Here is a 15506-nt window from a genome sequence, read left to right as displayed (position 1 = left end):
ACCGCCGCGCGGGGGTCGGCCAGACTGACCGCATGACTACCGACACGAAGGGCGGCACGGTGCGCGCGCGGGCACGCGACGCTGCACTCGCCGCCGTACGGGGCTTCGTCCTGGCCGTGGCGGCCCTGCCCGTCACGGTGCTGTGCCTCACGCTGACCCTTGTCTCCCTCGCGCTCATACCGATCGGCGTCGGCCTCGTCACCACCCCCTGGATCCTCGGCGGGGTGCGGGACGTGGCGGACGTCAGGCGCAGGCTCGCGGCCGAGTGGGGCGGGGTCTGCATCCCTTCGGCGTACCGGAGCGTGCCCGCCGGCGCCAAGCCGTGGACGCGCACCTTCACGATGCTCGGCGACCGGCAGGTGCGGCGGGACCTGCTGTGGCTGCCGGTGGACATGACGGCGGGCTTCGTCACGGCGCTGCTGCCCGCGGTGCTGTGCTTCTACCCGCTGGAGGGCTTCGCGGTGGCCGCGGGGCTGTGGCGGGTGCTGGCGGACGGCGGGACGTACTGGTACGGCTTCGTGCCGGTCACCGGCGGGCCGACCGCGCTCGGCGCCGCGGCCGTCGCCGCGGTCCTGCTGGTCGCAGCCCTCCGCTTCCCGCCGCGCCTGCTGACCGCGCACTTCCGTCTCACCCGCGCCGTCCTCGGCGCGGACCGGGGCGAACTCGCCGAGCGGGTAAGGGTGCTGACCGCGACCCGGCGCGACGCCGTGGACACCTCCGCCGCCGAACTGCGGCGCATCGAACGGGACCTGCACGACGGCGCCCAGGCGCGGCTGGTCGCCATGGGCATGGACCTGGGGACCGTCGAGATGCTGCTCGACAAGGACCCGGCGCAGGCCAGGCGGCTGCTGTCCCAGGCCCGCCGCAACTCCGCGGACGCCCTGGAGGAGCTGCGCGACCTGGTCCGGGGCATCCACCCGCCGGTGCTGGCCGAGCGCGGACTCGGGGACGCGGTACGGGCGCTGGTGCTGCGGCTGCCGCTGCCGGGCGAGGTGAGCGTGGAGCTGCCCGGCCGGGCGGACGCGCCGGTGGAGTCGGCCGCCTACTTCGCGGTCAGCGAGGTGCTCACCAACGCCGTCAAGCACTCCGGCGCCGACCGGCTGTGGGTGGACCTGCACCACGCCGACGGGATGCTGCGGATCACGGTCACCGACAACGGCGGGGGCGGCGCGGTGATCGGCGCGGGCTCCGGTCTGGCCGGGGTGGAACGGCGGCTCGGTACATTCGACGGCGTCCTGGCCGTCAGCAGCCCCGCCGGCGGTCCCACCCTGGTGACCATGGAGCTTCCGTGCGCGTTGTCCTAGCCGAAGACCTCTTCCTGCTGCGCGACGGGCTGGTCCGGCTGCTGGAGGCCTACGACTTCGAGATCGTGGCGGCCGTCGAGTCCGGCCCCGAACTCGACCGCGCGCTGACGGAGCTGAAGCCGGACGTGGCCGTCGTGGACGTCCGGCTGCCGCCCACGCACACCGACGAGGGCCTGCAGTGCGCGCTGCGGGCCCGGCGGCAGCGGCCCGGGCTGCCGGTGCTGGTCCTGTCCCAGCACGTCGAGCAGTTGTACGCGCGGGAGCTGCTGGCCGACGGCAGCGGCGCGGTGGGCTATCTGCTGAAGGACCGGGTGTTCGACGCCGACCAGTTCGTGGACGCGGTACGGCGGGTGGCGGCCGGGGGCACCGCGATGGACCCGCAGGTGATCCAGCAGCTGCTGTCACGGCGGGCGGCGGACGACCGGCCGCTCGGTCGTCTGACCCCGCGCGAGCTGGAGGTGCTGGAGCTGATGGCGCAGGGCCGCTCGAACGCGGCGATCGCCGGGCAGCTCGTGGTGACGGAACGGGCCATCGCCAAGCACACCTCCAACATCTTCACCAAACTGGGCCTCGAGGTGTCGGACGACGACAATCGGCGCGTGCTGGCGGTGCTGGCGTACCTCGACCGCGGCCGCTGAAGCGAAATTCAACTACCGCTGTTCAAGGGGCATTTGAGGCCCCTGGCGGCAGGCGTTCCCGCGACTGATTCGTGAGACGGCTGAACACCTCGGGAGCGGCGTCCGTATGGAAGGGCGCCGCTTCACTCCTGTCGGGCGCCTCGATGCTGCCCCGCAAGGAAGTCAGAGGAGTTCCATGGGACGCAACACACGAAAACGCCGTACGCCGCTGGCCACCAAGGCCATTGCCGCATCGGCGGCCCTAGCGCTCGGTGGGGGCGGGCTGATCTGGGCGAACTTCTACGCCTCGGCGCACGAGTCGGGCAACCAGTCGTGGGGAGGCAACCGGACCAAGGCAGCCACGGCGCAGGTCTCGACGATCTCGTGTCCGGACGTGGGCCAGAGACTGACCAACGTGCCGAACCAGGCCCGGGGCGAGGTGGCCGGGGAGCTGTCCAACCTCGACCGCCAGATCACCGACGCCTACCAGCGTCTGGCGACCACGCGGGACGCGCAGGCCCAGGACGCGAGCTTCGTCCAGAACTCCATCCTGCAGCCGCTCAAGGACCGGCGGAAGGCGATCCTGGACCGGATCAGGCTGGAGATCACCCGGGTCGGCGGCACCGCGCCCGGCGACCTGGACACCCTGGCCAACTGCACGGCGCAGAACGCCGACCAGACCACCGGCGGGCAGCAGCAGAACGGCGGCCAGCAGCAAGGCGGTCAGCAGCAGGGCGGCCAACAGCAGGGCGGTCAGCAGAACGGCGGCCAACAACAGGGTGGTCAGCAGCAGGGCGGGCAGCAACAGGGCGGCCAGCAGAACGGCGGCCAGCAGCAGAACAACGGCGGGCAGGCCGGCAACGGCCCGGCCGCGGCCGACTTCGTCGACATCACCAAGGTCCAGGCGAACGTGCAGGCCAAGCCCCGCAAGTCCCGCAACGCGTCGACCGGCACGTTCACCACGCGCTGCGGCGTGAACGCCAACAAGAACCACAACACCGACAACGTGATCGTGGCGCCCGGCGTGACCAACGGCGCCCACCACCTGCACGACTACGTCGGCAACCAGAAGGTCAACGCGTTCTCCAGCAACAACACCTTCCTGCAGGGCGGCACGAGCTGCCAGAACAAGAACGACCTGTCGTCGTACTACTGGCCGGTGGTCCGCGTCCAGGACGGTTCGCAGGATTTCGACCAGAACGCGGACGGCGGCGGCAAGGAGGGCAACGTCGGCAAGATCCTGGTGCCGGCCCAGGCCCAGATCAAGTACGTGGGCAGCCCCACCGGCAAGGTCGTCGCGATGCCGCAGTTCCTGCGGATCATCACCGGTGACGCCAAGACCACCACCAACGGCCTGGCCAACGCCAACGCGCACTGGAGCTGCACCGGCTTCGAGAACAAGGTGCAGCTCACCACGCAGTACCCGATCTGCCCGCAGGGCAGCAAGGTGGTGCGCACGTTCGCCTTCCAGAGCTGCTGGGACGGGCAGAACGTCGACAGCGCCAACCACCGCACGCACGTGGCCTTCGCCGACGCGAACGGCAACTGCCAGAACGGCTTCAAGGCCATTCCGCAGCTCACGATGCGCCTGGTGTACAACATCACCCCGCCGACCGTGCAGAACGGCCAGGTGAAGAACGCCTACGCGGTGGACGGCTTCCCCGAGCAGCTGCACAAGCCGGCCACCGACCACGACGACTTCATCAGCGTCACGACCGGCGGGCTGGCCAACAAGATCGCGAACTGCGTCAACCGCGGCCAGAACTGCGCGTGATCCGCTGAGACGCGCGGACGGAAGAAGGCCGGTGGCGGGTCCCTCCCGCCACCGGCCTTCGCCGTGTCCGCGACCGCGGATCAGCCGCTGTGCGCGTGGTGGTCCGTGCCGATCTCCACGTCGCCGCCGAGCGTGCCGCGCAGCGCCTCGACCACGCCGTCGTCGCCGACGGCGACCCACTTGCGCCCGACGAGGTAGTAACCGCCGTAGTCCTTGGCGTCGTTGATCCACTCGCGCTGGCCGCGGTCGGTGGCGAAGGTGGCGAGGACGAACCTGCCGTCGCCGTTGCGGCAGATGGCCTGGCGGATCTCGTCGGCGTCGGTCTGCATGTTCGGCTTGCACCGCACCTCCGCGGCCAGGCTCTCCAGGCTGCCGGTCGCGGTGGGCGGCACCTTCTCGCCGCCCTCGCCGTCCGCGCCGCAGCCCGCCAGCGCCAGTACGGCCGCGGCGCCGAGCACCGCACGTGTCACCCTCATCGTTCCTCCGGTCCTGGTACGCCCCAGCATGCCGCGCGGGGGCACCGGTACGGGACCCCGCCCAACGGATACGGCCACGGGGCCCGGTGCGCTCAATTCCGTGTGGCGACGGGCACGGGTGTGCGAGGGTGACCCGGTGGACCAAGACTGGGAAGACCGTGTGACCGCCGCCTGGGCCTCCTTCGACGACTACCCGGAGGAGCGCGCGCAGGAGTTCCGCGACCTGATCGGCAAGCTGGTCGCCGAGCTGCCCGAGGGCAGCGCGCTGGGCCCGTTCGAGCAGGCCTGCGCCTGGGACTCCACCGGCCACTCGGACCGCGCGGTGCCGCTGTACCGGGAGGCGCTGGCGCGCGGCCTGGACGGCTACAAGGGCCGCCGGGCGCGGATCCAGCTCTCCAGCTCCCTGCGCAACGTCGGCCGGGCGGAGGAGGGCGTCGCCCTGCTCACCCCCGAACTGGACGCCCCGTCGGACGAGTTGGACGACGCGGTACGGGCCTGTCTGGCGCTGTGCCTGTCCAGCCTGGGCCGGGACCGCGAGGGCCTTGCCCTGGTGCTCGGCGCCCTCGCCCCGCATCTGCCCCGCTACCAGCGGTCGATGGCCCGCTACGCCCGCCTGCTGGTCGAACCGGAGGACTGAGCCGCCCGCCCGGCGGTGACCTGGCGAAGGCTCAGTCGTTCACCGGGATGTGCAGTCACAGGATGTAGCCCAGCGTCACACAACCACCGCCGCCGGTCCCGGCATCGGCGTGGACCAGGCCGAGGCCGCTCTGGTCGAGCACTACCCGCGGCTGGTCCGGCTCGCCTACCTGATCCTGCCGCCCGACCTGCACCGCGGCCGCCGGGTGCTGACGGCACACTCCCTCGCCCAGCGCGCCCTGCCCCGCGGCCGCCGGCGGAAGTCCGTGATCCCGGCCCAGTCCGCGGGCCGGGACGGCGACCCGGGGTACGCGTTCGTCCGGCAGGAGGTCGTGCGCACCGCGCTGGCGGCGACCCGGACCCGCCGGGGCCGGCCGCGCCGGGCGCAGCTCCCGCCGCTGCTCCCCCGGGTGTGGGGGCTGCGGCTGTTCCCGCGCTCCGGCGGGGCCGACGAACTCGCCCTGGACCAGCGGCTGTCCGCCCTGTCCGCGCCGGCCCGCGCCGCCTACGTGCTGCGCGGCCTCGAGCGGCTGCCGGACTCCGGTGTCCGCGGGATCCTCACGTCCGCCGGGGTCGTCCGGCCCGAGGCCGCGCTGGCCGAGGCCAACGGGGTGCCCGTGCAGGACGCCCTGCTCCGCTCCCCGGAGTTCGACCCCTGCTCGCTGCAGGCCAGGCCCACCGACCTGGTGCGCCGCCGCCAGCACGCCAAGGCGGCGCTCGCCGCGGCGGCCGCGCTCGCGGTGTGCGGGGCGCTGGTCACCCTGCCGGGTGACGGCTGGGGCCCGGACGGCGCCGCCGCGCCCAGCTACGCCCAGAACCCGGCCGCCCGAGCCGCGCTGGACCCCGGCAGGCTGGTCCGGATCGCCCCGGCCGCGTGGAAGTCCTCCGCCCGCACCGACTTCTCGGTGTGGCCGGCGCGCGGCACGCTCACCGGCGACCGGGCGCTGCTGCGCCGGGCCCTCGCCGTCTGGGCCCGGCCCGGCGACACGGTCCGCGTCTCGGCGACGCCGGGGACCCAGACCGGCGGACCGGCGGGCCCGCCCCAGCTCCTCTACGCGGGCGACGTGGACAGCGCCCGTGTGGTGATCCTCTACGACGGTCTGCGCATCACCCGGTACGCCGAGCCGAGGGACGGCACGGCGGGCGCGGCGCTGGACTTCGCCCGGGTCGACGGCGCGACCGGCACCGAGGCGAGCGCGCTGGTGCTGGGCCGCTCCGACGGCAACGTGCGTTACCTGACGGCCCCTTGGGTGAGCGCGGCCGCTCAGCGCGACCTGATGAAACCGGACGCGTCCCCGACGCCGCTGCCCCTCACCGACGGCGTCACCGCGCCGCTGGCCAGCCCCGCCCTGCGGACCGGCGACTGCACCTCGTGGAACGTGCTCCAGCTGACCGGCGCCTCGGGCGACCAGCTCCACACCGATCTCGGCGAGCTGGTGCCCGCCCATCTCACCGCCGGGCGCCCGGGGGCCACCGCAGAGGCGGCCGGGGCGGAGGGGCTGCAGGCCTGGGCGCCGTTCGCCTGCTCGCTGGCGACGGAGCGTTCGGCGGGGGTGCGCGGCGTCAACGCCTGGGCGTTCGCCGAGCAGTCGCTGCCCGACGGGAGCGGTGCGGGCCGCTGGGCGTGCACCAGGGCGGAGACCTGGCGCGGCGGCGGCACGGCGGTGCTGGCGCAGTTCCGGACGCCGGGCCGGACCTCCGGTGCGGTGGTCGCCAAGGGCGCCGATGTCGCGGCCTGCGGTCCGCGCGATCCGCAGGTGCTGGCCGGGGTGCTGTGGAAGGCCAGGACCGGGGACTGGTACCTGCTGGCCGCGGGCGGCCCGGACGTCACCGGGATCCGGGCGAGCGGCGGGATCACCGCGGCCGGTCAGGGGCCGCTGCTGGCGGTCAAGGCCGGGCAGGGGGCGCGGGCCGATCTGTCGGGGTCCCTGAAGGACGGCCGGACGATCGGCGGACTACGCTAGGGTCTGTCGCCGATCCTAGTTGACAGTGGCGTCAACAAGGCGGTGCGGAGGGGTTCTCAGACGCCCTACCCGTCAGTACATTGACGCCATGTCCAATAAGCAGGCCCGGCCGGTGGAGCACGGGCGGATACCGCTCAAGGCCCGCGACGTGTCCTTCTCCTGGGAGGACACACCGCTGCACTGGGTGCCCGGCGACCCGTTCACCACGCACACCATCAATGTGCTGCACCTGCTGCTGCCCGCCGGCGAGCGGTGGTTCGTGCACGTGTACAAGCAGGCGCTGCCGCTGATCCGGGACGACCGGCTCCGGGCGGACGTCATCGGCTTCATCGGGCAGGAGGCCGTGCACTCCCAGGCCCACGACGGGGTACTGCCGCACCTCAGGGAGCAGGGGCTGGACCCGACGCCGTACACCGCGCAGGTCGACTGGTTCTTCGAGAAGCTGCTCGGCGACCGCACCCTGCCGCCGGGCCGGGCCCGCCGCTGGTGGCTGCTGGAGCGGGTCGCGCTGATCGCGGCCATCGAGCACTACACCGCCTTCCTCGGCGACTGGGTGCTCAACGCCGGTGAACTGGACCGGCGCGGCGCCGATCCGACCATGCTGGACCTGCTGCGCTGGCACGGCGCCGAGGAGGTCGAGCACCGCTCGGTGGCCTTCGACCTCTTCCAGCACCTCGACGGCGGCTACCGGCGCCGGGTGCGCACCTGGGCGGCCGCGTTCGGCGCGCTGGTGTTTCTCTGGCAGCGCGGGGCCCGCTTCTTCATGGAGAACGACCCCACCGTGACGAACGGCAGGGCCTCCTTCGGGGAGTTCCACCGCAGCGGCCGGCGCGGCACGCTGCCCACCACCGGCGCCGTGCTGCGGTCCGTCCCGCGCTACCTCAGCCGCTCCTACCATCCCTCGCAGGAGGGTTCCACGGCCCAGGCCCTCGCCTACCTGGCCGTCTCCCCCGCCGCGCTGGCCGCGCAGCAGGGCGGGTCGTGATGCCCAGGCCGCTCACCGTCGCGCTGGTCGCGGGCGCCGCCGTGCTGACCCGGCGGGCGCTGCGCCGCCGGGTGCGGACCTCGCCGCTGTGGCCCCTGCCCGCCCTGGACCCGCCGGTCTCCGGCCGCCCCCGCGCCCGGACCCGGCGGACGCTGCTCACCAGGCTGGAGACGATCGCCGACGGGGTCGTCCAGCTGCGCCTGGAGGGGCGCGACCTGCCGCGCTGGGAGCCCGGCGCGCACCTGGACCTGGTGCTGCCCTCGGGGCTGGTGCGGCAGTACTCGCTGTGCGACGACCCGGCCGACACCTCCTCGTACACGCTGGCCACCCGGCTGGTGGAGGACGGGCGGGGCGGCTCGCGGGAGGTGCACGAGCAGCTCGCCGAGGGGATGGAACTCGAGGTGCGCGGGCCCCGGAACCGTTTCCCGCTGCTCGCCGCGTCCTCGTACGTGTTCGTCGCGGGCGGCATCGGCGTCACCCCGATCCTGCCGATGCTGCGCGCCCTGCCGGACGGCGCCGAGTGGCGGCTGCTGTACTGCGGGCGCACGCGGGCCTCGATGCCGTACCTGGAGCAGGTGCGGGAACTGGCCGGGGACCGGCTGACCCTCGTCGCCGAGGACGAGGACGGCCGCCCGGATCTGGACGCGCTGTTCGCCTCGCTGCCCGAGGGCGCGGCCGTGTACTGCTGCGGGCCCGAGGGGCTGATGGCGGCCGTGGCGGAGCGGCTGCCCGAGGGGGCCACGCTGCACCTGGAGCGGTTCGCCCCCCGTGCCGCCGCTTCAGGGGACGCGGGGTTCGAGCTGGAGCTGCGGCGCAGCGGGCGGACGCTGACGGTTCCGGCCGGCTCCTCGGTGCTGGCCGCGGTGCGCGGTGAGCTGCCGGACACCGCCTACTCCTGCGAGCAGGGCTTCTGCGGGACCTGTCAACAGCGGGTCCTGGAGGGCGAGGTCGACCACCGGGACGAACTGCTGACGGACGCGGAGCGTGCCGACTCGATGCTGATCTGCGTGTCGCGGGCCAGGAGCGACCGGCTGGTGCTCGACATGTGAACGCCTGCGGCCGATTTCGATCGGTAAGGTGTTCGCATGGGTACCGGGGTGCGCCGCAGGATGGGCGTCGAGGAGCGACGGCAGCAACTGATCGGCGTCGCCCTGGAGCTGTTCAGCAGGCGCTCGCCCGACGAGGTCTCCATCGACGAGATAGCGTCCGCGGCGGGCATCTCGCGCCCGCTGGTCTACCACTACTTCCCCGGCAAACTCAGCCTGTACGAGGCGGCGTTGAAGCGTGCGTCGGAGGACCTGGCGAGCCGCTTCGCCGAGCCGCACGAGGGCCCGCTCGGGGCCCGGCTGCTACGGGTGATGTGCCGCTACTTCGACTTCGTGGACGAGCACGGCCCCGGTTTCTCCGCGCTGATGCGCGGCGGCCCGGCGGTCGGCTCCTCCACGACCAACGCGCTCATCGACTCGGTGCGGCAGGCCGCCTACGAGCAGATGCTGGCGCACCTGGGCGTCACCGACGCTCCCCCGCGCCTGGAACTGGTGGTGCGCAGCTGGATCTCGCTCGCCGAGTCGACGGCGCTGATCTGGCTGGACGGCCGGCGTGTCCCGCGTGCCGAACTGGAGGTCCAGCTCGTGCACGACTTCGCCGCGCTGGCCGCCGTCAGCGCCGCCCACGACAAGGACATGGCGCTGCTGCTGCGCACGATGGTGCGGAACGAGCCGGCCGACGGCCCCTTCGCGGAGCTCGTCGGCCGGCTCGTCGCCCTGGCCTCCTAGGCCGGGTCGGCCTCCTGGGCCGGGTCCGGTCCAGACCCTTACCGGTCGAACTTCCGGTAGGAGGCGTCCAGGTCGCGGACCTCGGCGGACCCGTGCACGCTCGGGCCCCCTTCGCCGATGTGCTCGCGCAGCAGCTCCAGCACGGCCTCGGTGAGCCGCGCCTTCGTCTCCTCGCTGCGGCCGGCGAGGAGCCCGATGGTCACGTGCACGACGGCGTGCCCGTGTTCCGCCGGGTCCTCGTACCCGTACGCCGTCTCCGCGCTCGGCCGGAACTGCGTCTTGCAGGCCGCCGGCTTGGCCGCCGCGATGTCGACGGTCGCCTCGTGCAGCGCCCGGGCGAACCCGGGTCGGTCGAAGGCGTCCTCCAGCGTGCGGGAGTAGTCGACGGTGATCTGCGGCATGAGCACTCCTGTTCTCGGCGTCGGGCCGACCCTACTGGGCCGACCGGCTGAACACCGCGACGGTCCGCGCCGGGACGCTGAACGTGCCCGATCCGGTCGCGTAGGAGGCGGTCCTCACCACCGGGTCGGCGCCCTTCGCCTGCACCGGGTGCAGCCGGAAGTGCGTGCCGGCGAGGGCGCCGACGCGCTGCTCCTGCCGCTCGGGGGTGGCGTTGAAGACGACGACCAGGTCACCGAGGCGCATGGTGATCACGCCGGGCGTCTCGTCCTTGCCCGACAGCGGGAAGGAGAGCCGGTCCTGCACCTGCGCGGCCGTGCCGAGGGAGAAGGCCTGCTCCGAGGTGCGGATGCGCAGCAGGTCCTGGTAGGCGGCCGAGGCGCCGGTGATCTGCGGGCAGCCCACCTTCACCGTGCCGAGCAGCGGCTTGGCGTACGGCCACTTGGACTCGTTGTCGGCGGCCATGGGCAGTCCGCGCCCGAAGCCGTTGCCGTCCGCGCAGTTCCAGTGGATGGCGTTGAACCAGTCGCCGCTGTCGAAGGAGTTGCGGTCCAGCGACTTCGAGCGGAGCAGGTCGGTGCCCGCCTGGGAGAGCGCCGGGCCCTGCGAGAGGGCGGCCGTGGCCATCGCCAGGACCTGCATGCGGGCCCGGTCGGACGCCGAGGTGTCCTTGGGGAGCTTGTAGGTCAGGGCGTCGAACAGCGACTCGTTGTCGTGCGCGTCCACGTAGGCGAGGGCGTCGCCGGGCGCTTGCGCGTAGCCGGCCGGGGCGCCGTTGTAGTCGACCCCGGCGCCGGTGACCTCCTTGCCGGCCGAGTCGGTGAACCGGTACCCGGCGAGGTTGCCGCTCAGGCCGACCTTGATCAGGTCCTGGTAGTGCAGCAGCCGGGCCTTCTGCTCCTCCTCGGTGCCGTTGGCGGTGGAGGAGTTGGGGTCGGTGTACAGCCCGGAGGCGAATCCCTGGACGCCGGGGTCGGAGTCGAAGGGGCTGCCGCCGCGCACGGCGTCACGGGCCCGGTCGGAGAAGGTGGCGATGCCGGTGCCGGCCATGTTCTTCTGCGTGGCCTGCACGAAGCGCGCGTCGTCCGCGACCTCGCCGAAGTTCCAGCCCTCCCCGTACAGGATGATCTTCTTGCCGTCGACGCCGTCCTTCTTGAGGGTGAGCGCGTCGAGGGCCTTGCGGACCGCGAGGATGTTGGCCTTCGGGTGGTGGCCCATGAGGTCGAAGCGGAAGCCGTCGACCTTGTACTCCTTGGCCCAGGTGACGATCGAGTCCACGACCAGCTTGCCCATCATCGCGTTCTCGGTCGCGGTGTTGGCGCAGCAGGTGCTGTTGGCCACCGAGCCGTCGGCGAGGAGCCGCTGGTAGTAGCCGGGCACGATCCGGTCCAGCACGCTGGTGCCGGCCTGGCCGCTGGCGGCCGTGTGGTTGTAGACGACGTCCATGACGACCCGCAGGCCGTCCTGGTTGAGGGCCTGGACCATCTTGCGGAACTGGACGGTGCGGGCGGTGCCGTCGGGGTCGGTGGCGTACGAGCCCTCGGGGACCGTGTAGTGGTACGGGTCGTAGCCCCAGTTGTAGGCGTCCTTGGCGGCCGTCTTCGCCACGCACTCCTGCTGCTTGTCGGAGTCGGCCGGGTAGGAGGCCAGGTCGCAGTCGATGCGCGCCTGGTCGGCCTTCTTCTCGGGGATGGTGGCGATGTCGAAGGCCGGCAGCAGGTGCACGTAGGAGGTGCCGGACTTCGCGAGCGCGCGCAGGTGCCTGGAGCCGTCGCTGTTCTTGTCGGTGAAGGCCAGGTAGGTGCCCTGGTCCCCGGCCGGGACGGTCTTGTCGGCGACCGAGTAGTCCCGGATGTGCAGCTCCTGGATCTGCGCGTCCTTCAGCGGCACGGCCTTGGGCTTGTGCAGGCCCGACCAGCCGCCCGGAGCGAGCTTGCGGTCGTTCAGGTCGACGACGAGGCTGCGCTCGGAGTCGGCGGTGAGGGCGACCGAGTAGGGGTCGGTGACCTTGTTGGTGACCAGCTTGCGGACGCTGGGCGCCCACACCTTCACCACGTACCGGTAGGGCTTGCCCTTCCAGGACGCCGGGCCGGTGACGGACCAGACGCCGGTGGAGGCGTCGCGGCGCATCTTCACGGCCTTGCCGTCGAGGTCGAGGTGGACGCTCTGCGCGGTCGGCGCCCAGACGGCGAGGGTCGGCCTGCCGTCGCGGAAGGTCGGCCCGAGGGCGGCCTTCGTCGCGCCGGGGTACAGATCGTCCAGCACCCCGGCGATCTGCACGCCGGTCGCGGCCAGCACGGCGCCGTTGGCCGCCCGCTGCGAGGCCACGAGCTGCCCCTTCAGGGCAGCGCGCACCCGGTCCCGGTCACGCGGGTCGACGGACCAGGCGGTGTAGTCCTTCAGGTGCGGGAACTTCGCCTTCTGGGCGTCGCTGAGCGCCGTCTTGGTCAGACGCAGCCAGTGCTCGTCGTCGCTGGTCAGCGTGCCGTCCTTGACGGCGATGGAGCCGTGCGGGGAGTACAGGAGCTGGGTGGAGGCGGCGCCTTCGGCGCCGTTCCAGGCGACGGTGTCCCGGTCGATCCAGACCGCCTTGGAGGTGGTGAGGTCGAGGGCGGCGGCGCTGCCCGCGGGCTGCGGCAGCAGGTGCTTCTCCTGGCCGTTCAAGAGCCACACCTCGTGCCCGTCGGCCTTGAGGTCGAGGGACTGGTCGGTGGGCAGGTCCTTGTCGTCGCCCTTGTGGATGATGTAGCTGAGGCTGGTGGCACCCTCGGCGAGGGGAACCTCGAAGACCGCGCCATAGGCGTCAGTCTTCACCGGCTTCAGGGGGTTCGACCAGTCGGTCGGGTTCGCGGCGCCCGTCCAGACGTGCAGGCCCCAGCCGTCGTAGTCGCCGTCGGCGCGGTGGTAGTGGACGACCGCCTTGCTCGTGTCCTGGGCCGGGTAGTCCGGCTTCTGGGTGAGCACGCCGTCCTTGCCCTGCTCGATCCAGACCTCACCCGTCCTGGTGACGTCGATGGACCGGTCGGCGGAGACGTCCTTGTTGCCGTCCTTGTCGATGACCAGGAAGCCGACGTTGGAGGCGCCGGGCTTGAGCTTGACGTAGGCGAAGGCGCCGTAGGCGTCGCGGCCGACGAAGGGGTGGCTGGCGGGCCAGTTCGTCGCCTCGCCGTCGGCGAGGTCGCCCCAGGCGTACAGGCCCCAGTCGGCGTAGTCGCCGTCGGTGCGCTTGTAGTGGACGACCGCGTAGTCGCGGGAGGAGGCCGTGGGGACCTCGGGGGCGGCCGGGGCGCCGGTGGTGGTGCTCGCGGTGGCGCTCGCGGTGTGTCCGGCCGAGTCGATCACGACCGCCTTGTAGCGCAGGGCGGTGCCGGCCGGCACGTCGTCGCCGATGACCTGGGTGACCTTGTACGGGGCGTGGTCGGCGGAGCCCAGCGTGCGCCACTTGCCGTTGCCGACCTGGGCGGCGAAGACGACGCGGTCGAGCCCGCCGCCCTCGACGTCCGCGCTCGGCTCGACGGTCCCGGTCGCGCCGGCTGCCGGTGCGGTCAGGGTGATCGCCGGCTTCGTGGCGGGCTTGGCGAGGGTGCCCGCGGCCTTGTAGACGACCGCGGCGCCGGCCGGGACGGTGACGGTGAGCCGGCGGTCGGCGTCGGAGGCGCGGGTGTCGTCGGCGCCGTGGACACCGCGGTAGGACATGCCGGCCGAACCGGTGGTGAAGGTCGCCGTCTTCGCCTCGTCGGCGTTGTTGAGGGCGACGACGTACTCCTGGCCGGTCTTCGCGTCGGTACGGGTGAACGCGTAGATCCCGGCGCCGTCGGCGGCGTAGCGCTCGGTCTGGACCCCGTCGGTGAGCGCCGGGTTGGCCTTGCGGAGCTTGGCGAGTGCGGCGATCTGCCGGTACAGCGGGGCGCGGGTGTCGTAGGCGTCGCTCGCGTGGGTGCGGTCGGTGCCGATCTCGTCGTCGTCGAGGTAGTCGGCGACCTTCGAGGCGAACATCGTCTGGCGGGCGTCCTTGTCGCCGCCGGCGCCGGTGAAGCCCTGCTCGTCGCCGTAGTAGACGACCGGGTTGCCGCGGCTGAGGAACATCAGCTCGTTGGCGAGCTCGTCCTTCTTCAGGATCTCGGCGTCGGTGGCCTTGGGGTTGTCCTGCTTCAGGAAGTACCCGATGCGGCCCATGTCGTGGTTGCCGAGGAAGGTGACCTGCTCGTACGCGTTCGCCTTGTCGGTCGTGTACTTGTAGTCGTCACCGAAGACGCCCGCCAGCTTCCGCGCGCTGCCGCCCTGGGAGGCGTAGGCGCGGGCGGCGTCCTGGAAGGGGAAGTCGAGGGTGGCGTCCAGCCGGCCCTGGGTGACGTACGGGGAGGTGAGGGAGGTGTCGGCGGAGTAGACCTCGCCGAACATGAAGAAGTTCTTCCGGCCGTGCGCTGCCGCGTAGGCGTCCAGCGCGGTCGCCCACTGGGTCCAGAAGTCCATGTCGACGTGCTTGACGGTGTCGATGCGGAAACCGTCGATGTCGTAGTCCCTGACCCACCGCTGGTAGATCTTCTCCATGCCGCTCACGACCTCGGGACGTTCGGTCCACAGGTCGTCGAGGCCGGAGAAGTCGCCGTAGGTGGTGGACTCGCCGGCGTACGTCGAGTCGCCCCGGTTGTGGTACATCGTCGGGTCGTTGAGCCAGGCCGGGACCTTGCTCGCGCTGGTGACCTTCGGGGTGTAGGGGAAGGAGCCGGCGTCGGTGGCCGGGAACCTCCTCCTGCCGTCGGCGTAGTCGGCGTCGTCGAAGGGCCGGCCGTCCTTCGTCAGGTACGGGAAGGCGCCCTTGGACAGGTAGCCGTAGGACTTCTCCTGGTAGTCGACGACGTCGGCGGTGTGGTTGGTGATGACGTCGAAGAAGACCTTCATGCCCTTGGCGTGCGCCTTGGCGATGAGGGCGGACAGGTCCGCGTTGGTCCCGAAGTGCGGGTCGACCTGGGTGAAGTCGGTGATCCAGTAACCGTGGTAGCCCGCCGAGGCGTTGTCACCGGTGCCCTGGACGGGGCGGTTCTTGAAGATGGGCGCCATCCAGATGGCGGTGGTGCCCAGCCCCTTGATGTAGTCGAGCCGCTTGGTCAGGCCCTTGAGGTCACCGCCCTGGTAGAACCCCTTGTCGGTGGGGTCGTACCCGGTGCTCAGGCGCGAACCGGTCAGGCCGCCCCTGTCGTTGGAGGTGTCGCCGTTGGCGAAACGGTCCGGCATGACGAAGTAGAACTGCTCGCGCGTGTCGTCGTGCCGGGCGGGCTGGGCGGCGAGCGCGGCGTCCGAGGGGGGCGCGGGCGGCGTGTCCGCGTGGGCGGACACGGGCTGCACGAGGACTGCGGCGAGAGCGGCCGCGGTCACGACCGCGGCCCTCCGGCGGTACGGGGTGCGGCGCTTCGAGGGCGCCGGCCATCTCGGTATCACAGGCGGGAACTCCTAGCGATTACGGCTCTTCTGGGTCCGACCCCACGCCGCGGCTCGGCTCCGATGCCGGGCGCCCGCGCGACCGTACCGCCCACGAAAGGGTTGCAGCAAGAGGCTTGAAAGCATCGGTAAGCAAT

General features: G+C 72.2%; 11 protein-coding genes. 8 read left to right on the top strand and 3 right to left on the bottom strand.

From position 1 onward, the window contains the following. The first annotated feature begins 32 nt into the window (after positions 1-32). From TNCT1_RS31890 to TNCT1_RS31880, 3 genes are all read left to right on the top strand, one after another. Complete coding sequence (locus tag TNCT1_RS31890; protein WP_143639090.1) at positions 33-1304, top strand: sensor histidine kinase; 1272 nt, start codon at positions 33-35, stop codon at positions 1302-1304. Continuing rightward, on the top strand, positions 1289-1942 hold the full coding sequence (locus tag TNCT1_RS31885; RefSeq protein ID WP_143639088.1) for a response regulator transcription factor: 654 nt from the start codon (positions 1289-1291) through the stop codon (positions 1940-1942). Before TNCT1_RS31890 ends, TNCT1_RS31885 begins: the two co-directional genes overlap by 16 nt. 175 nt (positions 1943-2117) lie before the next feature. Then, on the top strand, positions 2118-3695 hold the full coding sequence (locus TNCT1_RS31880; protein ID WP_143639086.1) for a DUF1996 domain-containing protein: 1578 nt from the start codon (positions 2118-2120) through the stop codon (positions 3693-3695). A gap of 80 nt (positions 3696-3775) precedes the next feature. Here the strand turns inward: TNCT1_RS31880 and TNCT1_RS31875 are convergent, their stop codons facing one another. Next, positions 3776-4171, bottom strand: coding sequence for a hypothetical protein (locus TNCT1_RS31875; RefSeq protein WP_174266521.1), 396 nt, complete (start codon positions 4169-4171; stop codon positions 3776-3778). 118 nt (positions 4172-4289) lie between these two features. Between TNCT1_RS31875 and TNCT1_RS31870 the strand changes: the two genes are divergently transcribed. The 5 genes from TNCT1_RS31870 to TNCT1_RS31850 all read left to right on the top strand — a co-directional run bounded on the left by TNCT1_RS31870 (position 4290) and on the right by TNCT1_RS31850 (position 9531). Beyond that, positions 4290-4808: a tetratricopeptide repeat protein gene (locus tag TNCT1_RS31870; protein ID WP_235903014.1), complete on the top strand. Its 519-nt coding sequence runs from the start codon at positions 4290-4292 to the stop codon at positions 4806-4808. Between the two features lie 49 nt (positions 4809-4857). Then, on the top strand, positions 4858-6771 hold the full coding sequence (locus TNCT1_RS31865; RefSeq protein ID WP_143639082.1) for a hypothetical protein: 1914 nt from the start codon (positions 4858-4860) through the stop codon (positions 6769-6771). 88 nt (positions 6772-6859) lie between these two features. Next, the gene (locus TNCT1_RS31860) at positions 6860-7756 is read left to right on the top strand and encodes a metal-dependent hydrolase (RefSeq protein ID WP_143639080.1); all 897 of its coding nucleotides are present in this window, start codon (positions 6860-6862) and stop codon (positions 7754-7756) included. Next, positions 7756-8805 (top strand): PDR/VanB family oxidoreductase, encoded by a 1050-nt coding sequence (locus tag TNCT1_RS31855; protein ID WP_143639078.1) that lies wholly within the window; start codon positions 7756-7758, stop codon positions 8803-8805. The genes TNCT1_RS31860 and TNCT1_RS31855 overlap by 1 nt, the downstream gene beginning before the upstream one ends. 36 nt (positions 8806-8841) lie before the next feature. Continuing rightward, positions 8842-9531, top strand: a complete 690-nt coding sequence (locus TNCT1_RS31850) for a TetR/AcrR family transcriptional regulator (RefSeq protein WP_143639076.1) — start codon at positions 8842-8844, stop codon at positions 9529-9531. A 38-nt stretch (positions 9532-9569) separates the two neighbouring features. Here TNCT1_RS31850 and TNCT1_RS31845 read toward each other — a convergent pair whose 3' ends face one another. Together TNCT1_RS31845 and pulA are read right to left on the bottom strand one after the other, a co-directional pair. Continuing rightward, positions 9570-9932, bottom strand: a complete 363-nt coding sequence (locus tag TNCT1_RS31845; protein ID WP_143639074.1) for a 5-carboxymethyl-2-hydroxymuconate Delta-isomerase — start codon at positions 9930-9932, stop codon at positions 9570-9572. 31 nt (positions 9933-9963) lie between these two features. Continuing rightward, on the bottom strand, positions 9964-15369 hold the full coding sequence (pulA, locus tag TNCT1_RS31840) for a pullulanase-type alpha-1,6-glucosidase (protein WP_143639072.1): 5406 nt from the start codon (positions 15367-15369) through the stop codon (positions 9964-9966). Positions 15370-15506 lie beyond the last annotated feature (137 nt).

Source organism: Streptomyces sp. 1-11 (assembly GCF_007176755.1).
GTDB lineage: Bacteria > Actinomycetota > Actinomycetes > Streptomycetales > Streptomycetaceae > Streptomyces.
The sequence above is the reverse complement of the archived record's forward strand: the minus strand, read 5'-3'. Positions and strand labels throughout refer to the sequence as shown.

Coding starts and splice junctions, on each gene's coding strand:
- TNCT1_RS31850 (WP_143639076.1), top strand. CDS start 8,842: ATGGGTACCGGGGTGCGCCGCAGGATGGGCGTCGAGGAGCGACGGCAG.
- TNCT1_RS31890 (WP_143639090.1), top strand. CDS start 33: ATGACTACCGACACGAAGGGCGGCACGGTGCGCGCGCGGGCACGCGAC.
- TNCT1_RS31880 (WP_143639086.1), top strand. CDS start 2,118: ATGGGACGCAACACACGAAAACGCCGTACGCCGCTGGCCACCAAGGCC.
- TNCT1_RS31855 (WP_143639078.1), top strand. CDS start 7,756: ATGCCCAGGCCGCTCACCGTCGCGCTGGTCGCGGGCGCCGCCGTGCTG.
- TNCT1_RS31845 (WP_143639074.1), bottom strand. CDS start 9,932: ATGCCGCAGATCACCGTCGACTACTCCCGCACGCTGGAGGACGCCTTC.
- TNCT1_RS31875 (WP_174266521.1), bottom strand. CDS start 4,171: ATGAGGGTGACACGTGCGGTGCTCGGCGCCGCGGCCGTACTGGCGCTG.
- TNCT1_RS31860 (WP_143639080.1), top strand. CDS start 6,860: ATGTCCAATAAGCAGGCCCGGCCGGTGGAGCACGGGCGGATACCGCTC.